This window comes from Pradoshia sp. Z3_51, from assembly GCF_058215915.1.
Genome location: NZ_JBZAJC010000012.1, coordinates 15,995 through 35,001, shown reverse-complemented (window position 1 = coordinate 35,001; position 19,007 = coordinate 15,995). Strand labels below are relative to the sequence as shown.

19 protein-coding genes are annotated in these 19,007 nt (G+C 38.2%); all 19 read left to right on the top strand.

The window, feature by feature from the left end; genetic code table 11:
- Positions 1–59: 59 nt before the first annotated feature.
- The 19 genes from AC4BHA_RS16280 (at position 60) to AC4BHA_RS16190 (ending at position 18,890) form a co-directional block, all read left to right on the top strand.
- Positions 60–1,445 (top strand): glycoside hydrolase family 1 protein, encoded by a 1,386-nt coding sequence (locus tag AC4BHA_RS16280; protein WP_139063889.1) that lies wholly within the window; start codon positions 60–62, stop codon positions 1,443–1,445.
- A gap of 100 nt (positions 1,446–1,545) precedes the next feature.
- Positions 1,546–2,256: a GntR family transcriptional regulator gene (locus AC4BHA_RS16275; RefSeq protein ID WP_066109866.1), complete on the top strand. Its 711-nt coding sequence runs from the start codon at positions 1,546–1,548 to the stop codon at positions 2,254–2,256.
- 17 nt (positions 2,257–2,273) lie between these two features.
- Positions 2,274–3,152 (top strand): ROK family protein, encoded by an 879-nt coding sequence (locus tag AC4BHA_RS16270; RefSeq protein ID WP_490558918.1) that lies wholly within the window; start codon positions 2,274–2,276, stop codon positions 3,150–3,152.
- 523 nt (positions 3,153–3,675) lie between these two features.
- On the top strand, positions 3,676–4,464 hold the full coding sequence (cpaB, locus tag AC4BHA_RS16265) for a Flp pilus assembly protein CpaB (protein ID WP_490558917.1): 789 nt from the start codon (positions 3,676–3,678) through the stop codon (positions 4,462–4,464).
- Positions 4,465–4,514: 50 nt separating this feature from the next.
- Positions 4,515–5,672: a CpaE/TadZ family protein gene (locus AC4BHA_RS16260; protein ID WP_066109856.1), complete on the top strand. Its 1,158-nt coding sequence runs from the start codon at positions 4,515–4,517 to the stop codon at positions 5,670–5,672.
- A gap of 30 nt (positions 5,673–5,702) precedes the next feature.
- Positions 5,703–7,055 (top strand): TadA family conjugal transfer-associated ATPase, encoded by a 1,353-nt coding sequence (locus AC4BHA_RS16255; RefSeq protein WP_066109852.1) that lies wholly within the window; start codon positions 5,703–5,705, stop codon positions 7,053–7,055.
- Entirely contained in the window at positions 7,048–7,983 is a 936-nt protein-coding gene (locus AC4BHA_RS16250) for a type II secretion system F family protein (RefSeq protein ID WP_077248199.1), read from the top strand. Before AC4BHA_RS16255 ends, AC4BHA_RS16250 begins: the two co-directional genes overlap by 8 nt.
- A 3-nt stretch (positions 7,984–7,986) precedes the next feature.
- A complete protein-coding gene (locus AC4BHA_RS16245; protein ID WP_066109849.1) occupies positions 7,987–8,922 on the top strand; it encodes a type II secretion system F family protein in 936 nt (311 codons plus the stop codon).
- Positions 8,923–8,981: 59 nt separating this feature from the next.
- On the top strand, positions 8,982–9,197 hold the full coding sequence (locus AC4BHA_RS16240; RefSeq protein ID WP_066109846.1) for a hypothetical protein: 216 nt from the start codon (positions 8,982–8,984) through the stop codon (positions 9,195–9,197).
- Between the two features lie 34 nt (positions 9,198–9,231).
- Entirely contained in the window at positions 9,232–10,635 is a 1,404-nt protein-coding gene (locus AC4BHA_RS16235; protein WP_066109843.1) for a VWA domain-containing protein, read from the top strand.
- A 59-nt stretch (positions 10,636–10,694) separates the two neighbouring features.
- On the top strand, positions 10,695–12,125 hold the full coding sequence (locus tag AC4BHA_RS16230) for a hypothetical protein (protein WP_490558916.1): 1,431 nt from the start codon (positions 10,695–10,697) through the stop codon (positions 12,123–12,125).
- 90 nt (positions 12,126–12,215) lie between these two features.
- Positions 12,216–13,040 carry a hypothetical protein gene (locus AC4BHA_RS16225; RefSeq protein WP_066109837.1) on the top strand — a complete coding sequence of 275 codons (825 nt, stop codon included), beginning with the start codon at positions 12,216–12,218 and terminating at the stop codon, positions 13,038–13,040.
- Between the two features lie 76 nt (positions 13,041–13,116).
- Positions 13,117–13,839: a hypothetical protein gene (locus tag AC4BHA_RS16220; protein WP_066109834.1), complete on the top strand. Its 723-nt coding sequence runs from the start codon at positions 13,117–13,119 to the stop codon at positions 13,837–13,839.
- Entirely contained in the window at positions 13,839–14,237 is a 399-nt protein-coding gene (locus AC4BHA_RS16215; protein WP_140462279.1) for a TadE family protein, read from the top strand. The genes AC4BHA_RS16220 and AC4BHA_RS16215 overlap by 1 nt, the downstream gene beginning before the upstream one ends.
- Complete coding sequence (locus tag AC4BHA_RS16210; RefSeq protein WP_490553735.1) at positions 14,234–14,971, top strand: Tad domain-containing protein; 738 nt, start codon at positions 14,234–14,236, stop codon at positions 14,969–14,971. Before AC4BHA_RS16215 ends, AC4BHA_RS16210 begins: the two co-directional genes overlap by 4 nt.
- A 181-nt stretch (positions 14,972–15,152) precedes the next feature.
- Positions 15,153–16,538 carry a hypothetical protein gene (locus AC4BHA_RS16205; protein ID WP_490553737.1) on the top strand — a complete coding sequence of 462 codons (1,386 nt, stop codon included), beginning with the start codon at positions 15,153–15,155 and terminating at the stop codon, positions 16,536–16,538.
- 55 nt (positions 16,539–16,593) lie between these two features.
- On the top strand, positions 16,594–17,421 hold the full coding sequence (locus AC4BHA_RS16200; RefSeq protein ID WP_066109826.1) for a hypothetical protein: 828 nt from the start codon (positions 16,594–16,596) through the stop codon (positions 17,419–17,421).
- 77 nt (positions 17,422–17,498) lie between these two features.
- Complete coding sequence (locus tag AC4BHA_RS16195) at positions 17,499–17,693, top strand: hypothetical protein (RefSeq protein ID WP_066109823.1); 195 nt, start codon at positions 17,499–17,501, stop codon at positions 17,691–17,693.
- A gap of 135 nt (positions 17,694–17,828) precedes the next feature.
- Positions 17,829–18,890 (top strand): hypothetical protein, encoded by a 1,062-nt coding sequence (locus AC4BHA_RS16190; protein WP_490553741.1) that lies wholly within the window; start codon positions 17,829–17,831, stop codon positions 18,888–18,890.
- Positions 18,891–19,007 lie beyond the last annotated feature (117 nt).

Below are 19,007 nucleotides of genomic sequence, written 5' to 3'. Positions count from 1 at the left end.
ACAGACGAATCAACTTTGAGACGAGAGGATGGATTTTTTTGAAAACTACTAACGATCAAATAGACTATCAATTTCCTGAAGGATTCTGGTGGGGGTCAGCTGCTTCTGCTACTCAAACTGAAGGTGCGGCTGATGTAGATGGAAAAGGTAAAAATATTTGGGACCATTGGTATGAAGTTGAGCCAAATCGCTTCTTTAATGGAGTTGGACCTGAAAAGACATCCCAATTTTATTATAAATATAAGGAAGATATCGCATTAATGAAAGAAATTGGGCACAACTCCTTCCGGATGTCTATTTCCTGGTCACGAATGTTTCCGAATGGGACAGGCCAAGTAAATGAAAAAGCAGTAGAATTTTATAACAATGTTATTAATGAACTGATTGCAAATGATATTGAGCCATTTGTTGGGCTATTCCATTTTGATATGCCAATGGCTATGCAGGAGATTGGCGGATGGACAAATCGGAAAGTAGTTGATGCTTATGAACAATATGCAATTACTTGTTTCGAAACATTTGGTGATCGCGTTAAGAAATGGTTTACGCATAACGAGCCGATCGTACCTGTAGAAGGCGGATACCTGTATGATTTCCACTATCCTAATGAAGTGAATTTTCGAAATGCTGTACAAGTCGCATATCATACCATTCTTTCAAATGCCAAAGCAATTGCAGCCTATAAGAAGCTTGGTCTGGATGGAAAAGTTGGGATCGTTTTGAATTTGACCCCATCCTATCCGAGAAGTCAGCATCCAGCAGATGTAAAAGCTTCTGTTATTTGTGACGCATTCTTTAACCGGTCATTCCTTGATCCAACAGTTAAAGGTGAATTCCCTGCAGAGTTGGTTGAAATTCTGAAGGAAAAAGATTTCATGCCAGTCATTGAAGAAGGGGATTTGGAGTTAATTAAGAATAATACAGTATCCTTGCTTGGAGTCAATTACTATCAGCCGCGCCGTGTGAAGGCAAAAGAACATATGCCGAATCCTGATGGTCCATTTATGCCGGATCACTATTTTGATAATTATGTTATGCCTGGACGTAAAATGAATCCTCATCGTGGATGGGAAATCTATGAAAAAGGAATATACGATATTCTAATTAATTTGAAAGATAACTACGGTAATATCGAATGCTTCATTTCTGAAAATGGAATGGGTGTAGAGGGAGAAGAAAAATTCCGTAATGCTGACGGAATGATTGAGGATGATTACCGAATTGATTTTATCAAGGGCCATCTTCAATGGGTTCATGCTGCAATCCAGGAAGGCTCCAATGTAAAAGGATATCATTTATGGACGTTCATGGATAACTGGTCCTGGTCAAATGCCTATAAAAATCGTTATGGTTTTGTTTCCGTAAACTTAGATAAAGATGGTGAAAGAACCATTAAGAAAAGTGGATATTGGTATAAAGAGGTAGCTAAAAATAATGGTTTTTAAGTAAGATAGTTGAAGATAGTCTTGTTTGGCTATCTTCTTCTTTTTATAATGAAAGAGAGAATGTTATAAAAAGACAAGTTTAGAAAAAGAAGGGTGTAGCATGTCCAAGTATATTACTATATCAGATGAAATTAGAGAGCGAATTAAAAGTGGATATTATCCGGTTGATAAAATGATGCCGGATGAGCATAGTTTATGCCGCGAATTTAATTGCAGCAGAATGACAATGAAAAGAGCATTAGATATCTTGGCACAGGGAGGGATGATTTATCGGAAACGTGGCCACGGTACATTTATCATCCAATCTTCTATGCAGAATCACAATGTAAATGTCCTCAGTGATGAGACTGTTGGGTTATCCAATTTAATGAAGGATCGAAAAATAGTCAGCAAAGTAATTGAGTTTAATATCCAGTTCCCCTCTGAAGAAATCGCCAAAAACCTTTCAGTCAGCATGAATACACCTGTTTATCATATTATCCGTTTACGAATAGTGGAGGATGAGCCGTATGTGCTTGAAGAAACGTATATGCCCTCCAACTTGATTCCTGATATCAATGAAGAAGTACTGCATGATTCTATTTATCATCACATTGAAAATAAGTTGAATTTAAAGATAGGTGGAGCTCACAGGAAGATAAGAGCCTCTAAATCTAATGAGTTGGATCAAAAATATCTCCATTGTGGTGAACATGATCCAATACTAGAAGTAGAACAAATTGGTCATCTAGATATTGGTATTCCATTCGAGTATTCGTTTTCCAGGCATCGCTATGACCGTTTTACATTCATATCAGTAGCAGTAAGATAATTATGGGAGGTGCTCACATGTTATTAGGTGGGATTGAAGCGGGTGGTACAAAATTTGTTTGTGCTGTAGGAGACTCGGCAGGAACTATTCTGGAACGTATAACGATTCCTACCACTACACCTGAGGAAACAATGCCTCGGGTATTCGCTTTTTTTGAAAAGTATGAGCTAAATGCAATTGGTGTAGGTTCTTTTGGTCCAATTGATGTAAATATCGATAGTCCTACATACGGCTCCATTACCGCAACACCGAAACTTGCCTGGAGAGATTATCCGGTTGTTAAGGAATTAAGGCAGCGGTTATCTGTTCCAATTGGTTTTAATACGGATGTAAATGCTGCTGCACTGGCGGAGGCCACCTTAGGTGCTGCCAAAGGACTGGACAGCTGTTTGTATATTACGGTGGGTACCGGAATTGGTGCAGGAGCAGTTGTGCACGGAAAGTTACTACAGGGGTTATCTCATCCGGAGATGGGGCATATCCTAGTTCGACGCCATGAAATGGACACCTACGAAGGGAAATGTCCATACCATCAAGACTGCCTTGAAGGATTAGCAGCGGGACCCGCGATTGAAGCACGCTGGGGCCAAAAAGCGGTTAACCTGGAAGGGCGGGAAGAAGTTTGGGAGATGGAAGGGTTTTATATCGCTCAAGCCCTTATGCAATATATTTTAATCCTATCTCCAAAGAAGATTATTTTAGGCGGCGGGGTTATGAAGCAAAAGCATGTATTCCCGATTATCTATAACCATTTAAAAAAATTACTTAATCAATATGTTGTATTACCTGAACTGGATACAGCCATCGATTCTTATATCGTTTCTCCCGGACTGGGTGACAATGCAGGCGTAGTTGGCTCACTCCTTCTTGCTGATCAAGCTATTCAAGGTAAATAAAGGAAGATGTGTCCAGGTTGGACACGTCTTTTTTTTGATTCTTCTATAGTCCTGGCTGAAAATAAGTTTGAGTTAAAATTATTGAGTCAACATATCTAGTTTTATTTTTCGAATATAAAAATTAAAGGGTAAAATTGTTTATTTTTATTAGTAAACGACCTTTATATCTCTGCTCTCCTCTTCAAGTGATTGCTATTAAATCCCCAATATATTTACAATTCAATCCCTAATTTTTTAGACTTTAATAACTATAAAAAACAAATGCTATTTTTAATAAATAGTAAAAATGCACTAGTTTATCCAATTAATGTAAGGGTATTTAAAAATATCTTAACGAAAAATGTCACAAAATTATCAAATTTAGGTTTAAAAATATGAAAGAGGGGGTCATATATTACTTTTTTACCAATTAACATCTTATTCTATTAAATTATTTGCAATTTATGTAAAAAGTTATAATAATTTCTATTAAAGTGAATATTTTGTGATTTTATGTAAAGGAAAGAGGGGTTGAGGGGAACCGATGTTAGAGTCAAAAAGGAAAGCTATTATATTCATGCTATTATCTTTATTTTTAGCTATTTTGGCCGGATTCTTTGTATTGCAGAAGGTAAAGGCTTTAAACAATGATTTAGGGACAGTTGTATCCGTTTATGCAGCTAATGAAGATATTTCTTCAAGACAGGAATTAAAGCCTACTATGATTACGACAAAAGATATTCCAAAGAAGTATTTGGAGGAATACCATATTACAAATGTCAGTGATTTAGAAAATAAGGTATTAGTCGTTCCGCTAAGTAAAGGGGACGTCATCTCTAAGAATATTCTTAAACAAGCCTCTGTAGTATTAGAAGAAAATAATCGATTGATTTCGATGATGTCGGATGAAAGAGTCCTATTCGATGAGGCATTGGAAGCATTGGATCGTGTAGATATTATCGTTTCAGATAAATTGGAAGGGAATAAGGCTCAAACTAAAATATTTATGAAAGACGTAAAAGTAGCCCGTATAGCCAAAAAAGATAATAAGTTTCAGGGTGTTCAACTGGAGATTCCATTGGACAAGGCTCCGGAATTAATACATATGCAGAATTACGCAGACAGTGTCCGGATTATTAAATCAAATGTAGGTCAGGCTACGGAGACTCCTGAAGCCGCAAAGAAAAATGAACCGGTGGTAACAGAAGAGGCAGTAGTTGAGCAAAAACCGGTAGAAAAGAAGGAGCCAGAGGTAAAAAAGACTGAAGCAGATGAAAAAAATAAGGAAGCAGATCCTGGAAAAGATACATCTAAGGATAAAGAGAAAGAATAAAAAACAAATTAGTTTGTACCTATTTTCTAGAGATGGCGGGGGAAGGTTTTATGAATGAAGAATTATCATTGCTGGTAATAGGAGATGAAGATAATAGTATTTATACAGCTATAAAGGATATTTTGTCTGAGTATCCCAAATTTACACTGGTATCAACCAGCCGTGTTATCCAGCAGTTAGAAGATGGCGAGCACATAGATATTGCTTTAGTTCTCAATCGACAGGAAGCGCCAGTAATAGAGGTCATACAAAAGATTAAAAGGACAAGTCCTGAAACGCTGGTTATGTTTTTGAATTCCATTCAGGATTTTCAATTAGTGAGAGAAGTTTTGCGTGCGGGCGCATTGGATTATTTAGTTATCCCCGATGAAATTAATTTATTATCAGAAAGGCTTCAAACGTTAAAAGAAATGACTAAAACTAACAAAGCGAGCGGGGCTGTAAATTCGTCTATCTTTTCAAGGGGACGAGGAGAAGTTTTGGCTTTTTATAGTGGAAAAGGGGGAAGCGGTACGACCTTCATTAGTTCCGCCTTTGCTCAAACCTTGAAGCTCGATTCAACTGCGGAAGTAATCTTACTGGATTTAAATTTGCAGTACGGAGGAATTGAAACTTATCTTGGGATTGAAACGAACCGTTCACTTGCCGATTTGAAACCTGTCATACAAGAGATTAATGACAGCCATATTCGAAACGTGACGGAGAAAGAGAAGTTTTCGAGACTTGAAGTCTTATTGAGTCCAAGAGACACAGAAGTTGCAGAGTCCATAGATGAAGACTATGTTCAACGTCTAATCAGAGCTTGCAAGAGAAGTTTTGATTTTGTCATTATTGACATACCTAGCTACATTGATATTGCCTCATTTGCTGCAATTGAAGAAGCAGATAAAATCTTCTATGTTATTACACCTGATACTCCTTCCATACGTGTGTTTAAAAGTGTAGAGGAACTCTTCAAACGCCTGGGAATTCATTTAGATGAACGTATGGAAATCATTATCAATAAAACAGGAAAAGATAGCGAATTAAATGGCAAAGATTTAAGTAGATTCATTCAATATCCGATTGCCGCAGAAATTAAAAAGGATATAAAGGGTGTTCTTCATTCCATTAATAAAGGTGAACCTATTCGAAAAGAAGCTAAGGAAAAGCGGCTCCCTGCAGTAGCGAAGGATGTTCAAAAATGGGTTGCCGGCTTATTGAAATAATCGAATGGCGATTTGGAAGGAGAGCAGATTATGGCACTTTTTAATAAAAAAAGGGACGTAACAATTGAAAAAGAGGTTACGTATAATTCCTTGCAATCAAATCCCTATATCGATGAATTGGTTGAACATTACAAAACCAGACTTCTAACTGAAACCAATTTAGATACGCTAACAGCATTATCTGAAGGCGAAAAGCGGCTCACAATCGAACGCTTAATCAGCGCATTTATGTCTGAAGAAAAAGTTGTGATCCCGCGGTACGATAAAGAGACGATGTTAGCTAGGCTTATCGACGAATCAGTGGGTTTTGGTCCATTAGAGCCGTTGCTCAATGATGATTCAATTACAGAAATACTCATTAATGGCCCCGCTGAAGTTTTTATTGAAAAACAGGGAAGATTGCAACGATCAGATGTCAATTTTAGAGACGAAGCCCATGTTAGACATATTATTGACCGAGTGGTTGCTCCTCTTGGGAGAAGGATAGATGAAAGTTCTCCAATGGTCGATGCTCGTCTTCCGGATGGCAGCCGTGTAAACGCTGTTATCCCGCCAATCAGTTTAAACGGGACATTGGTTTCTATCCGTAAATTTCGTAAAACACCATTTGAGATGCAGGATTTATTGAATTTTGATTCTCTAGATGAAACTATGGCGACCTTCCTTCAGGCCATAGTTGAAGCAAAAATGAATGTGCTGATTTCTGGAGGAACAGGAAGTGGGAAAACTACTTTTCTGAATGCTGTTGCAAAGTCCATACCGATTCATGAACGAGTTATTACAATAGAAGATTCAGCTGAACTACGATTAAATCGGGGATCTGTAGTCGGACTGGAGGCAAGACCTGCAAATGTTGAGGGACGTGGGGAAATTACGATCCGACAATTAGTAAAAAATGCCCTACGGATGCGTCCTGACAGGATTATTGTCGGAGAGGTACGGGGATCGGAAGCATTTGATATGCTGCAGGCTATGAATACCGGTCATGAAGGATCGTTGACGACTGTGCATGCCAATTCCCCATCAGATGCACTGAGCAGGGTTGAAGGAATGGTGATTATGGCGGGAATGGATTTACCGTCACATATTGTAAGGGAGTATATTGTAGGGGCTTTGGATTATATCATTCAAGCTGAGCGTTTATCAGATGGGAAAAGGAAAATCACCCATATATCTGAAGTAAGCGTTGATGAACAAAATAAAGTTCAAATCAGAGATATCTTTCATTTTAAACGTACAGGTATGGGAGCGAATGGAGAGGTATTGGGATACCATACTGCAACAGGCTTAGTTCCTAAAGCACTCGAGAGACTTCGTATATTCGGTATTCACTTGGATGAAGTAATCTTTAGGCCAAAGGAGGAGGAATTGGTGTATGAATGAAATGCTTTACATCCCTCTCACTGCTGGTGTGGCTATGTTGGCTTTTATAGTTGGCATTTATTTTTATCTTGGCTACCGTGCCCAAAAACGTGAATGGAAACAGAAGCTGGCAACCTGGTATCCAGAAGAAAAACGTAAAAGCTTTATTGTCGGTTTGGGTGATAAATACGACAAAACAGATCGGGCTAAAGTTTTAGCAGAGAAATTACATAATGCAAATCTTATATTAACCCCATCTGAATATCTTGGCTTTCATCTGCTTGGATTCCTGGGACTAGTTTTGGTCTTTACAAATATGTTTAAAATCCCCTTCCCTCTTAGTGTAATCATACCTATATTGATTTTACTAGGTGCCCATTCCGGTTTATTCATGGTCCGGAAAAATAAATATGAAGAACGCTTTAATGACCAACTGGCAGATATCTGTCGTTTGCTCGGAAATGCGGCCAGATCGGGTATGACACTAACTCAGGGAATCGATTTGGTGGCGAAAGAAACACCCGCACCGGCAGGAAAAGAATTTAAAAGAATTTCGCAGGAGTTGAAATTGGGGGTCCCATTGGAATACGCCCTGCGTTCTATTCAAAAACAAAATAAATCACGGGATTTCCAACTGTTTATAGCGACGTTGCTCATTCAGAAGAAAACTGGTGGTAACTTGGCAGCGATCCTAGAATCCATGTCCAACACACTTGAGGATCGCAAAATCCTTAATCAATCTATTAAAACCATGACAGCCGAGCAAAAATATATTTCATTTATTGTTCCGGCAATGCCTGTGTTTCTCGTCTTGATTATGAACGCTTCAGTGGATGGCTTTGTAGATCCGCTATGGACTGGACCGGGAATTGTATTACTTGTTTTGTTTGCAGCGGGTGTTGTACTTTCGTTTTTCTTGATTCGAAAAATCACGAATATAAAGGTGTAAATTATGGATGCTCTAATTATTTTATGTGTGCTGTTATTTTGGTTGTTTTTTACATTAACGATCCGTCATTATTCCCGCTATTTAAATGAGAAAAGGGGACTCATTGGCCATATTGCAGAAACGGTCCATGAAGGGTATTTGGGTGTTCCTAAAAAGAAGAAAAAGAACTCAAAACTTACTGATAAACTTCTCAGTTATTCGGATGATTTTGCTGAACTAGGGAAACGGATAAACTTCTTTAGTGAAAATAAAGATATTGAAGACTTGCTCAGAAAATCAGGACGTCCCTATAATTTAACACTGGACAGATTCCAGGGTCTGAAAATTTGGTTGGCTGTTACGCTTTTCTTTGGTTCTTTGATCTTTTTAATTCTAGGATTTCCGTTGGCTCAATTTGGTCCGATCTTTATGCCGCTAATTGGGTATATGGCTCCTATTATTCTGTTGAAGCAGGCAGCTAGAAAACGTCAGGAAGCATTAAGACATGATTTACCTGACTTCCTAGATACAGTGAGTACCAGTTTGCAGGCTGGTGTCAGTCTGGATCAAACCTTACGTGAGGTTATCCGTTATTTTGAAGGACCGCTACACGAGGAATTCTCCCGTTTTAACCATGAGATTGATTTAGGTGTTCCTCGTGAGATGGCATACAGAGGTCTGTTGGAGAGAAATGATAATAAGGAATTCCAGGGATTAATAAAATCTCTGATACAAGGATTAAAGCTGGGAGTGCCAATCGCAACGACATTTAAAGTACAAGCCGAGGACATGAGGCAATTCCGCGAAGAGAAAATTAAAGAACTCGCAGCCAAGGCTTCTCCAAAAGTAACAATGGTAACCACCTTTGTAGTAGCACCTGTATCACTTATGATCATTGCAGGATTAATGGTCTTAAATATGATTTATGGTGAAAACAGCATTGGAAGTTTATTTAAGTAACCCCCTCCCAAAGGGAGTTTAAAATAATAAAAATTATAAGAATAATAGGAGGAATGGAAATGAATTATTTAACAGGAATGTACGTAAAGGCAACAACTAAGCTAGGTGGATTGGTGAAAAACGAAAGAGGATCTCAGACTTTGGAATGGATTGGGATTGCAGCGGTTATTGTTATTTTGGTTGGGGTTATTTCGACAGCGTTTGCTGGGGGAGACCTTGGTGAAACTGTTAAAACTAAGTTTACTAGCCTTCTAGATAAAATGGTTGCTGATTGATAATTATACAACAAAAACTAGGAGGTATGGGGTCTTGAAAAAATGGGTGCTAATAGCAGTTGCTGCTTTGTTTATATCAGGATGCACTGATCAAGAAAAAGAAACAGAAGTAAATGAGAAGCCTAAAGAAAATAGTACTGAAGAAGTGAACAGTGTAGAAGAAACAGATCCGGAGAATGCTATACCAAAAGAAAATGTCTCAGTTGAAGAAACTTCATGGATTGAAAAATTTGAAGCTGCTCCAGAAGTAAAGATGAGTCCGGAATATTTAGCTAACCAACCTCAAGGACCTTATGCAGATATCAGCTACGATTCGAATCCAGAATCCTATCAAGAATTTTTGAAGGTGATGGAAGGTATTCCAGAGAATGCTACGGAAGAGGAATTAGACAAAGTGTTTAACTATATAGTAAGTCAGGTTTCTGTAGATGTTACAGACCCACAAACGGTTATAGATAGTTGGAAGGTGAGTTCCTTTGGTGATCCTGAAATAGAAGATAGTCGATATCAATTTAAGGAAAATTACAATATTGAGGTTATCTTAGATTCTAGTGGGAGTATGGCTAATATAACTAATGGTAAAACAAGAATGGTTGTAGCGAAGGAAGCGATTCAGCAATTCTTAATGAGTGCGCCTGAAAAAGCCAATGTTGCCCTTCGAGTATATGGTCATAAAGGAACAAGTAAGGACAGTGATAAAAAATTATCTTGTGATAGCAGTGAGTTAGTTTATAAGTTTGGATCCTACAAGGAAAAAGAGTTTAACCAAGCATTGAGTTCCTTTGAACCTGCTGGTTGGACTCCTTTGGCTCAGTCGTTGATGGATGCTCAGAATGATTTAAAAGAGTTTAAGAGTGATAAAAATACGAACATGATATACGTGGTTAGTGATGGAATTGAAACCTGTGATGGGAACCCTGTAGAAGCTGCTAAAAAACTTGGAGAGTCTGATTTGCAACCTGTCATTAATATTATTGGTTTTGGTGTCGATTCAGAAGGACAGAAACAATTGAAAGAAATGGCAACTGCATCGAATGGAACTTATACAAATGTTCATAACAGTAATCAACTAAAGTCGGAATTTGATAAGGCTAAAAATGCTTTAGAGAAATGGAAACAATGGAAGGAAAATGCTAATTATGATGCCAAGGTAGACCGTAATAAAAGATATTTGGATACTAACAGTTTGAATAATGAGTATTCTAATAATATCCAAAAGCAACAGAATAATATGGTTTTTATTATTAATGGATTGAGAAACAAAGACCTTATAACATCTGAACAGAAAGAATACTTAACTTCAAGAAAATCCGAATTAGCAAAAGAAATGGATGAAGCCAGAAAGACAATAAGAGAAGATCTCGAGAATTTAAATGCGAAAACTCTCGAAGATACCAAAAAACAAATCGAAGAGAAATACAATCAAAATACGCAATAATAGGAAAAGTCATACACCTTGATTAAACACTACTTCCTGATATGAGTAAGGAGGTTAAGGTGAAGCGAAATAGGTTGGTAAGAAAGCTCCTTGTCATGTTTGCCATATTATTTGTCCTGTTCCATTCCATCTCTATTCCTCTTGCGGCGGCCAGCTGGACCGGGGATGCCTGGAAGGGTGATGCTTGGAATGGCTCCGATTTGAAGTGGAAAGGGGATTCTTGGAAGCAAAAAGGCTGGGAGCGAGATGGTTGGACCCAAGAGGGATGGAATCAGGATAAGTGGAGTCAAGATGGTTGGGCTGGTGATGGCGTCAGCCCGATAGACCCTGCGACAGGAGAACCATGGACGGGGGATAAAATCAGCGAAATTAATCCGGCCACCGGAAAACCATGGACCGGTGATGAGATCAACGGAATCAATCCAGCTACCGGAAAGCCGTGGATTGGCGATGAGATCAACGGAATTAATCCAGCTACCGGAAAGCCGTGGACCGGCGATGAGATTAACGGAATTATTCCGGCTACGGGAAAACCATGGACTGATGATGAGATTAACGGAATTAATCCGGCTACCGGAAAGCCATGGAGTAGCGATGATATCAGTGGAATCAATCCGGCAACAGGAAAGCCTTGGTCATCGGATGCTTCCAATGGCGCTAACTCAATCACAGGTGGAAATAATGGTTTTATAAATCCACAGACCGGATTTCCTTATTTATACGCTCCAGGACGTATTTCAGTTGATGAGGTAAATGGTACAGATTCAGAAGGTAACATTGACCTTTATGGTCTTACTAAATATATTGCTAAAGATGTAATTGCGGGGCAAGTCAAATTTGTAAATGTAATTGAAAATGGGAAGTTTAGTTTGACTAAGCCAAATAGTATATATGGACTTATGATGAATGGATTCAGGCTGGGGCTTGGTGAATCGAACTCATCCTTTAATATGGCATATGAATCATATTTATGGGCTGATAATATAAACAGCGTTAACGATGCAATTACTACGCTGAGAACCTATTCTCCCATTCAGAATGCTGCTAATTCCGGGTTGGGGGGACTTACCTCAGCCTACAGGAATGCCTCTCTTGCGAATTCAGCTGCAAAATTTGGTACATTGGCAAAATTTAATGCAGCGGCAGGAGTAGTAGGAACAGTTTTTTCAACGATTGATACTGCTAAAAATACTTCGAAAGCAATCAATGTATTAAAAAGTTCAGCATCAGGAACAGAGAAAACAACTGCAGTAGCCAGTGCAACAGAAAGCTTTGGTTCTTTGTTAATGTCTAGTGGTGCTGTGGCGAGTGCTCTTCCAGGTGTACAAGCAGTTGGAGCAACAATGGTCCTTGTTGGGGCAGGCATTTGGGGCGTTTCAAAAGGTGTTAAATATGCTGCAAAGCATTGGAATTCTATAAAAAGCGGGGTTAATAATGCTAAGAAGAAAGTCGGAGGTTGGTTTAAATCATTAAGGGGTGCGTTTTCATAAACCATCTTCAAAATGGGAGGAAAACTTTTACCCCTCCTCCCATTCTTTTTTAGACATAATATGAAAATAGCTATGAGAGAGGTTCCAAGTATGGAAAGAACCACAGTGGAGAAATACGCCAAAAAGTATAAAAAGCTTCTTGAGAAAGTTACCATTATTCATTTTGTTCTTTCTTATAATAAAAGAAAGTGGTGGTTAGCGGAGTATAGCTTTAATAATACCCCTAAAGGATATGCAGTGTTTACAGAAGGCGATTCAAGTGTCAACGAAAAGGAAATTGCCCTTGATCATATCGGTTCTTTTATCCGTACTTGTATAGGAATACAATCCATCGTTCATCCTCGAATTGCAGTGACAGAGGAGATAAATAATACGCTTAATAAAATGAACGATATCTTAAATTTGTGGGTGAAGAGTGAAGAAGAAATTAAGTTGAAAGATCAGTTTAATGAGTTTACTGATTTTATATTATGGTGCCAAGAAAAGACCAATGAATATAACAATGAATTTTCCAAAATAGCAAAAAAAATTGATGAAAATCATCTGTTTACAGTTGAACAAAGGGAGCAATTAGTTCTAATAGGAAGTAAGCTGGACTTAATTATTTATCTGCAAGTTAAGTCTCAATATGATCAACTGCATAAGAATCGGGAATTGTTGAGCCATTTGAAAAATCATAGAAATAATCTTGATAAAAAAGATTACTATTATATTGTTACCAATTTAAAAAAATATTGTGATTCAAATGCACAAAAAGACTTTGAAAAGTCCTTGTTTAATGAAGATGAGCTGATTTGGAAAGATGTAATAGCTACCATAGACAGTTTTGAAAGATTGAAGGAATCATCACATCAAAAATATAAAAATATTGATAAGCGTAAGTTGCAAGAAATGGTGCGTTTATTAAGGAATTAGTTATGATTGAAAATTTTAATAGATAAGAATTTCTATTATGGAATTATAAATAATGAATATGATGGGATGGAGATTAATGGACAAGCCTTTTCGTGAAGCATTTGCTCTTTTCACCAGCAGATTTGAACATATACTCTTGTTGGGAGTAACAATTATACTTCCCCTGCTACTAGGCCACGCTTTGTTATCAAACTATATATATGCGGTTACACCGACTGTGTTGGGAACGACAATAATATCTGATATTTACTACACATTTCTAACTGTTCTCTTAATGCTCTTCGCTCAAGTTCCGTTAATAAGATATATGTTTAATGAATACCAGGGACATGAAGGAAGCTTGAAAAATGCTTATTTTGTTTTTTTTGCTAATGGATTTCAATTTTTTGTTTTTGCTATTCTTGCTAGTTTTTTAACGACCGTTGGAATTATACTATTTCTTTTACCGGGGTTGATTATTTTAACTCTTTTATATCCGATTCCTTTTGTAGCTGCAATGGATAATAAAAGTATATGGAAGAGTTGGAAATCAGGAATTAGGCTAGGTAAAAAGCATTTCTTTAAACTTTTTCTCTTAATTCTAGGGATGTCTTTAATTGAATTGATGATTTCTGGAGGAATTACACTATTAATTCTCTCATTAACTACTTCTTTTGCTGCACAAATTCTTTCTCATATTCTATTAAATTTGGTCTTCTTCCCAATCATCACACTTATCATCACAGGTTTTATTATCAAATGGAGAGAAGAAATCTATACATTGGAGGCAAATCGATCAGCTAAGGAGGAGTGGGCTTAATGAAATGGAAGGCTCTAATCCAGCGTGAGAATGGTTCTGCTACTCTCGAATTTTTGGGTATGGTACCTCTTGTTTTTATGCTAATGCTGATTATTTGGCAATTCGTTGTCGGAGTCCATGGAGTTATTGTCACACAGTCAGCTGTCAATGAGGCTGCTAAGGTATACTCCATAACAGGTGAATGGGATCAGGCAAGAGCTGCAGCGGAGAAAACAGTCCAGACGGGGGCTAAATATCTTACCTTTAATAGTGCGCAAACATCAGTGACAAGTTCAGATACATTTACAGCTAAAGTTTCAGTAAATATAGAACTAATCTTCTTCCCGGATAAATTATTTCCAAATGGCGCTCCTTCCCTGGCATTCTCCAGTGAAGCGAGCGGTAAGGTGATTGAATGAGGAAACGATTGAATGAGGATGGAAGTACGACACTTTTTATTCTCGGTATGTTAAGCGTAATGATGATTATGTTCATTGTTCTGTATAACTATGCCAAAGTTTATGCTGTCAAAGAACAAGCGTTTACAAGTTCACAACAGGCAAGTTTGGCGGCAACAGCAGAGTTTTACGATAGAGTGTGGAATCTTGTGGCAGAGTTTGATGGAACTGATGAAGAAAATCTTCCGCAGCCTGACTCGGATTCGGAAGATGCTCTTGAGGTAAATCCGATTACTAAACTAAAGATCAAAGAGATGGTTGAACGAAAAAAAACTGAACTGGCTAACAGCTATCCAGAAAAAAGCACAAATGAAGTTCATATAATGGCGATTGATGAAGTTCTGAGCGAAGAGCTTAGTAGTGGCTTGGGCAAAAAAAGGCTGAAAGAGATACTAATTGATAACTATGAACACTCCATAAAGGCCGGTACAGTAGCAAAGGCTAAGGAAGTTATTCTCGCTAATGATGGGAAATTGGAAAAGGCACAAATACGGCTTTTTAAAGATAATCGTATTTATGTCAGAGCGGCAAATGAATTTGAAGGACAAGGGAAGTTGTTTGATGGCTTTAAAGAAAAGCTATTTCAAACCGGAGCAGGTCCGGAAATCGGTTTTTTATCCTACCTTGATGGGATAAATGATGAAACGATCCAGCTATCGAATGAAGTCGATAATGGAGTGATATGGGGTCAGTGACAGTGGTTGTACAGTTCTTAACTCCCTTCAGATGGGGGAAACAGCTTGCAATAAGGAAACTTTTGAGGTTTTTAAGAAGTAGAGACTAGAAAAATACAATCAAAATACACAGTAATAGGAAAAGAACAGTCACCTTGCGTAAACAAACAACACTTCCTGATTGAATGAGGGGGATAAGGTGATGCGGAATAAGTTAGTAAAAAAGCTCTTTGTTGTATTTGCTATATTTTTTGTCCTGCTCCAATCAATTTCTATTCCGTTAGCAGCAGCCAGTTGGACAGGTGATGCATGGAAGGGTGATGCTTGGAAAGGCGACGCATGGAATGGCAACGATTTGCAATGGGAAGGAGAAACTTGGAAAGGAGATTCATGGAAGCAAAAAGGCTGGGTGCAGGATGGCTGGGAGCGTGATGGATGGACTCAAGAGGGCTGGGATCAGGATAATTGGAACCAGGATGGATGGACAGGTGATGGTGTCAGTCCGATAGACCCGGCGACGGGCAAGCCGTGGACCGGTGATAAGATAAACGGAATAAATCCAGCCACAGGCAAACCGTGGACTGGTGACGACATCAGTGGAATTAATCCGGCAACGGGAAAGCCATGGACCGGTGATGATATTAGTGGAATCAACCCTGCGACAGGTAAGCCATGGACTGGTGACGATATTAGTGGAATTAATCCAGCGACGGGCAAGCCATGGACTGGTGATGATATTAGTGGAATCAATCCGGCGACAGGCAAGCCATGGACTAATGGTGAAACCAATGGAATTAACCCAGAAACGGGCAAGCCTTGGTCGAATGAAGGAATTCAAGGGAGTTCACCTGCGATTGAAGGGAATGGACAGGATAAAATTGACATAGACCCCTATGAAGCGACAAAATTTATAATGAATGATGTTATTGGTGGTCAAGTAAAAGGAGCATATGAAATAGAAAGCGGTAAGTTTAGTTTATTGAAACCCAATAGTTTTGCTGGCATTTTGCTCAATGGCATAAAATTAGGGGTTGGAGATTCATCGGGTTACAATTATTTACATGGTGGATATGAGATCGCTGATAAAGTGTATACGGGCATAGATGGTATTACAGATGCAAGGAAATATAGGAACTTAATTCAAAGCGGGCAAGATTTGTCTACATTTGATTCTATATTTGGTTCTTCTACTAACCCACCACCATCCGCGTCTTTTGGAATGTTGTCTAAACTTAATGTTGGTGCTGCAGGAATAAGTACAGTCTTTTCCACGATAGACACCGTTAAAAATGGTATTAGTACCTATGATTCAGTAAAGGAAAATGGTTGGCGTTCTGCTAAAACGGTGGCTGCTGGAGCAGATACTACGGCATCAATTGGAGAAGTATTAATGAACTCTGGCGTCGTGGCAGGTGCTATCCCCGGGGGGCAGTTAGTAGGAGCATATATGGTTGCAGGTGGTGCAGTATTATGGGGAGCATCGAAGCTGGTTAAAGGTATAGCAGATGGCTCAATTAAAAAAGGAGTTAAGAAGGTCGGGGAAAAAATAGGATCAATGTTTAATTCCATTAAAGGTGCATTTTCTTAGATAGAATTTGCTCTATATACTCATCGCTTTTTGTATACAAATTAGGGGGATCCAAATGATTAAATCAGAAGCTGAAGAGATCGCAAAAAAACATAAAAAGTTATTAGAGAAATGTACCGTTATTAATTATTGTTTTAATTATCAATCTAAAAATTGGTGGCTTGCAGAATACAAAAAATTCCCGGGTAAAAAAAGAAGTGGCTACGTCATTATATCAAGCGTGGAAAGTTCCTATGATGAGAAGGTGTTTGTGCTTGATCATTACCTGTCCTTTATTGGAGGAGTTTTAAAAATCCAAGATATTGTTAGGCCGAGGATTAATGCGACAGACGCCATTCATAATACATTGGAACAAATGAACAATGTATTGGAAATTTGGGCAGAAAATGAAGAGGAAAAGAAACTATTAACCAGTTTTAAGGGGTTTTCTGAATACATTCTGTGGTGCCAGGAGATGAAGAACAACTTTTATGAGACATTTACTGATCTTGGTAAGAGAGTTGATAAGGAACGTTCATTTACAGTAGAGGATCGAGTTCAGCTATTAGACCTGTTGCCTAAAATGGATTTGATTATGTATCTGCAAGTAAAACGTCAGTATGAACAATTAGAAGCCAACAGACATTTATTAAAAACGGTTAAACAAACAAAATCAAGATTTAAATCAAAGGATTATTTATATATAAAAGAAAAACTTTATAAATATTGTGGGCCTGATGCTGAAAAAGACTTTCAATCAATCTTTGATGAAGGTGAATTAAATTGGAGTCAATATCCAGCAACTAAAGAAACATTTTACAATCTTCTTGATTCCTCCATTCAAAGGTACAAAAACCATGAAATGAAAGAGTTAGAGGAACGTAAAGTTTTAATCAGGAGCTAATGAATTTCTATTCCATCTTTATCTATATCTTAGGGAACTACTGATTTATCAAATAAAAGTATGGGAGATGATTATAGGTGAGTAAGAAGGAAAAACGATGGAGTAAATTTTATAAATATTTTATGATTTTCTTTTATGTCCTTCTTGTACCTATTGCGATTTTTGACTTCTTTGCTGGTGGAGGTTTCCCTTATGAGATCCTAATTGTTGGACTTGCTCTTCCAGCGATGAGGACAAATCACCTAAATATTATTAGAGCAAAGGGTGGATAATCCTTACATCAAATATTCAACTAGACTTGTAACCTCCGCTTTTGCATCAAGTGGAGGTTTTATTTATAACTGAAATAATGGGAATGTGTATACATCAAGGACTTATCAGCTTCCTCATAACTAGGAGGTTTATCATTGAATAAGTCATTATTTATTCAAAAGGTATTCATATTGATGGCGATTGCTTTTATACTCTTTCAATCTTTCATTATCCCATTCAGTTCAGCAGCATGGTCCGGAACACCATGGAGAGGGGAACCATGGGAGGGGGAATCTTGGGAGAATAAATCTTGGCATGGAGATATAGGAACGGGTGGAGAGCCGCAGTCCGGCTCTCCTAATGGCCAATCGGGAAATATCCCAGATATGGAAAACGGCCTGCCAGGAATAGGCCCTGTCCAACCGCCTTATAAAGTACCGGATTATTTACCTGGCCATAATCATAATAGAACAGATGGAAATGGCAATCCTACCTATCCAGGCGTAATATTACCTGGCAGTAAGATAGGTGGTGACTCCAATTCAACTCATCCGGGTGGACTATTACCAGGCTCTTCGCTTTCTCCTGGTCCAATAAACAGCAATGCTCCTAGTGGAGGGAGTGAAGGAATAGAGGGTAATGAACCAGATACGTGGAAAACCATTGACTTTGTAGGGAATACTATAATAAATGGGCAAGTCAGTTTTACAGTAGATGTACTGCAGCAAGGTGATCAATTTAAACCAAGCAGTGTATTTGGGAGACCAAACTATCTAACAAACATCCTGGTAAATGGAATTAAATTAGGAGTTGGAGATGGCACTTGGTTTGATTATGTTGAAGATATGAATACTGCTGTTGATATGGGATTTGGGATTTATGATACTGCTGAGGCATACACATTAGCTACCAGAGCAACCTCAGCTGCTGATGCAGCTACCGATATTATTCCAACCGTTCTTAATACGGGCAGTACTGGTGCATCAACATTGGGGATATTATCAAAGTTGAATATCGCGACAGCCGGGATAAGTACAGCTTTTTCAGCGGTTAATGCAGTAGATTCTCTAATTGAGACAGCTGATACATTTAATAGTAATGCAGAGACAAGTGTGAAAGTTTCAGCAGGAGCTGATACCTTTTCCAAAATTGGTGAAACGGTTTTTAATGCTGGACTGTTTGCCTCCGCCATACCGGGGGGACAGAATCAACGATAAAGAAAGTATGTACTCTATTGGAGCTATGATGGATTTACTCCTATTTCTTCAAATCAAAAACCAATTGGATGAATTTAATAATAATAAGGTTCTATTAGACAAATTGAAGAAATCTCG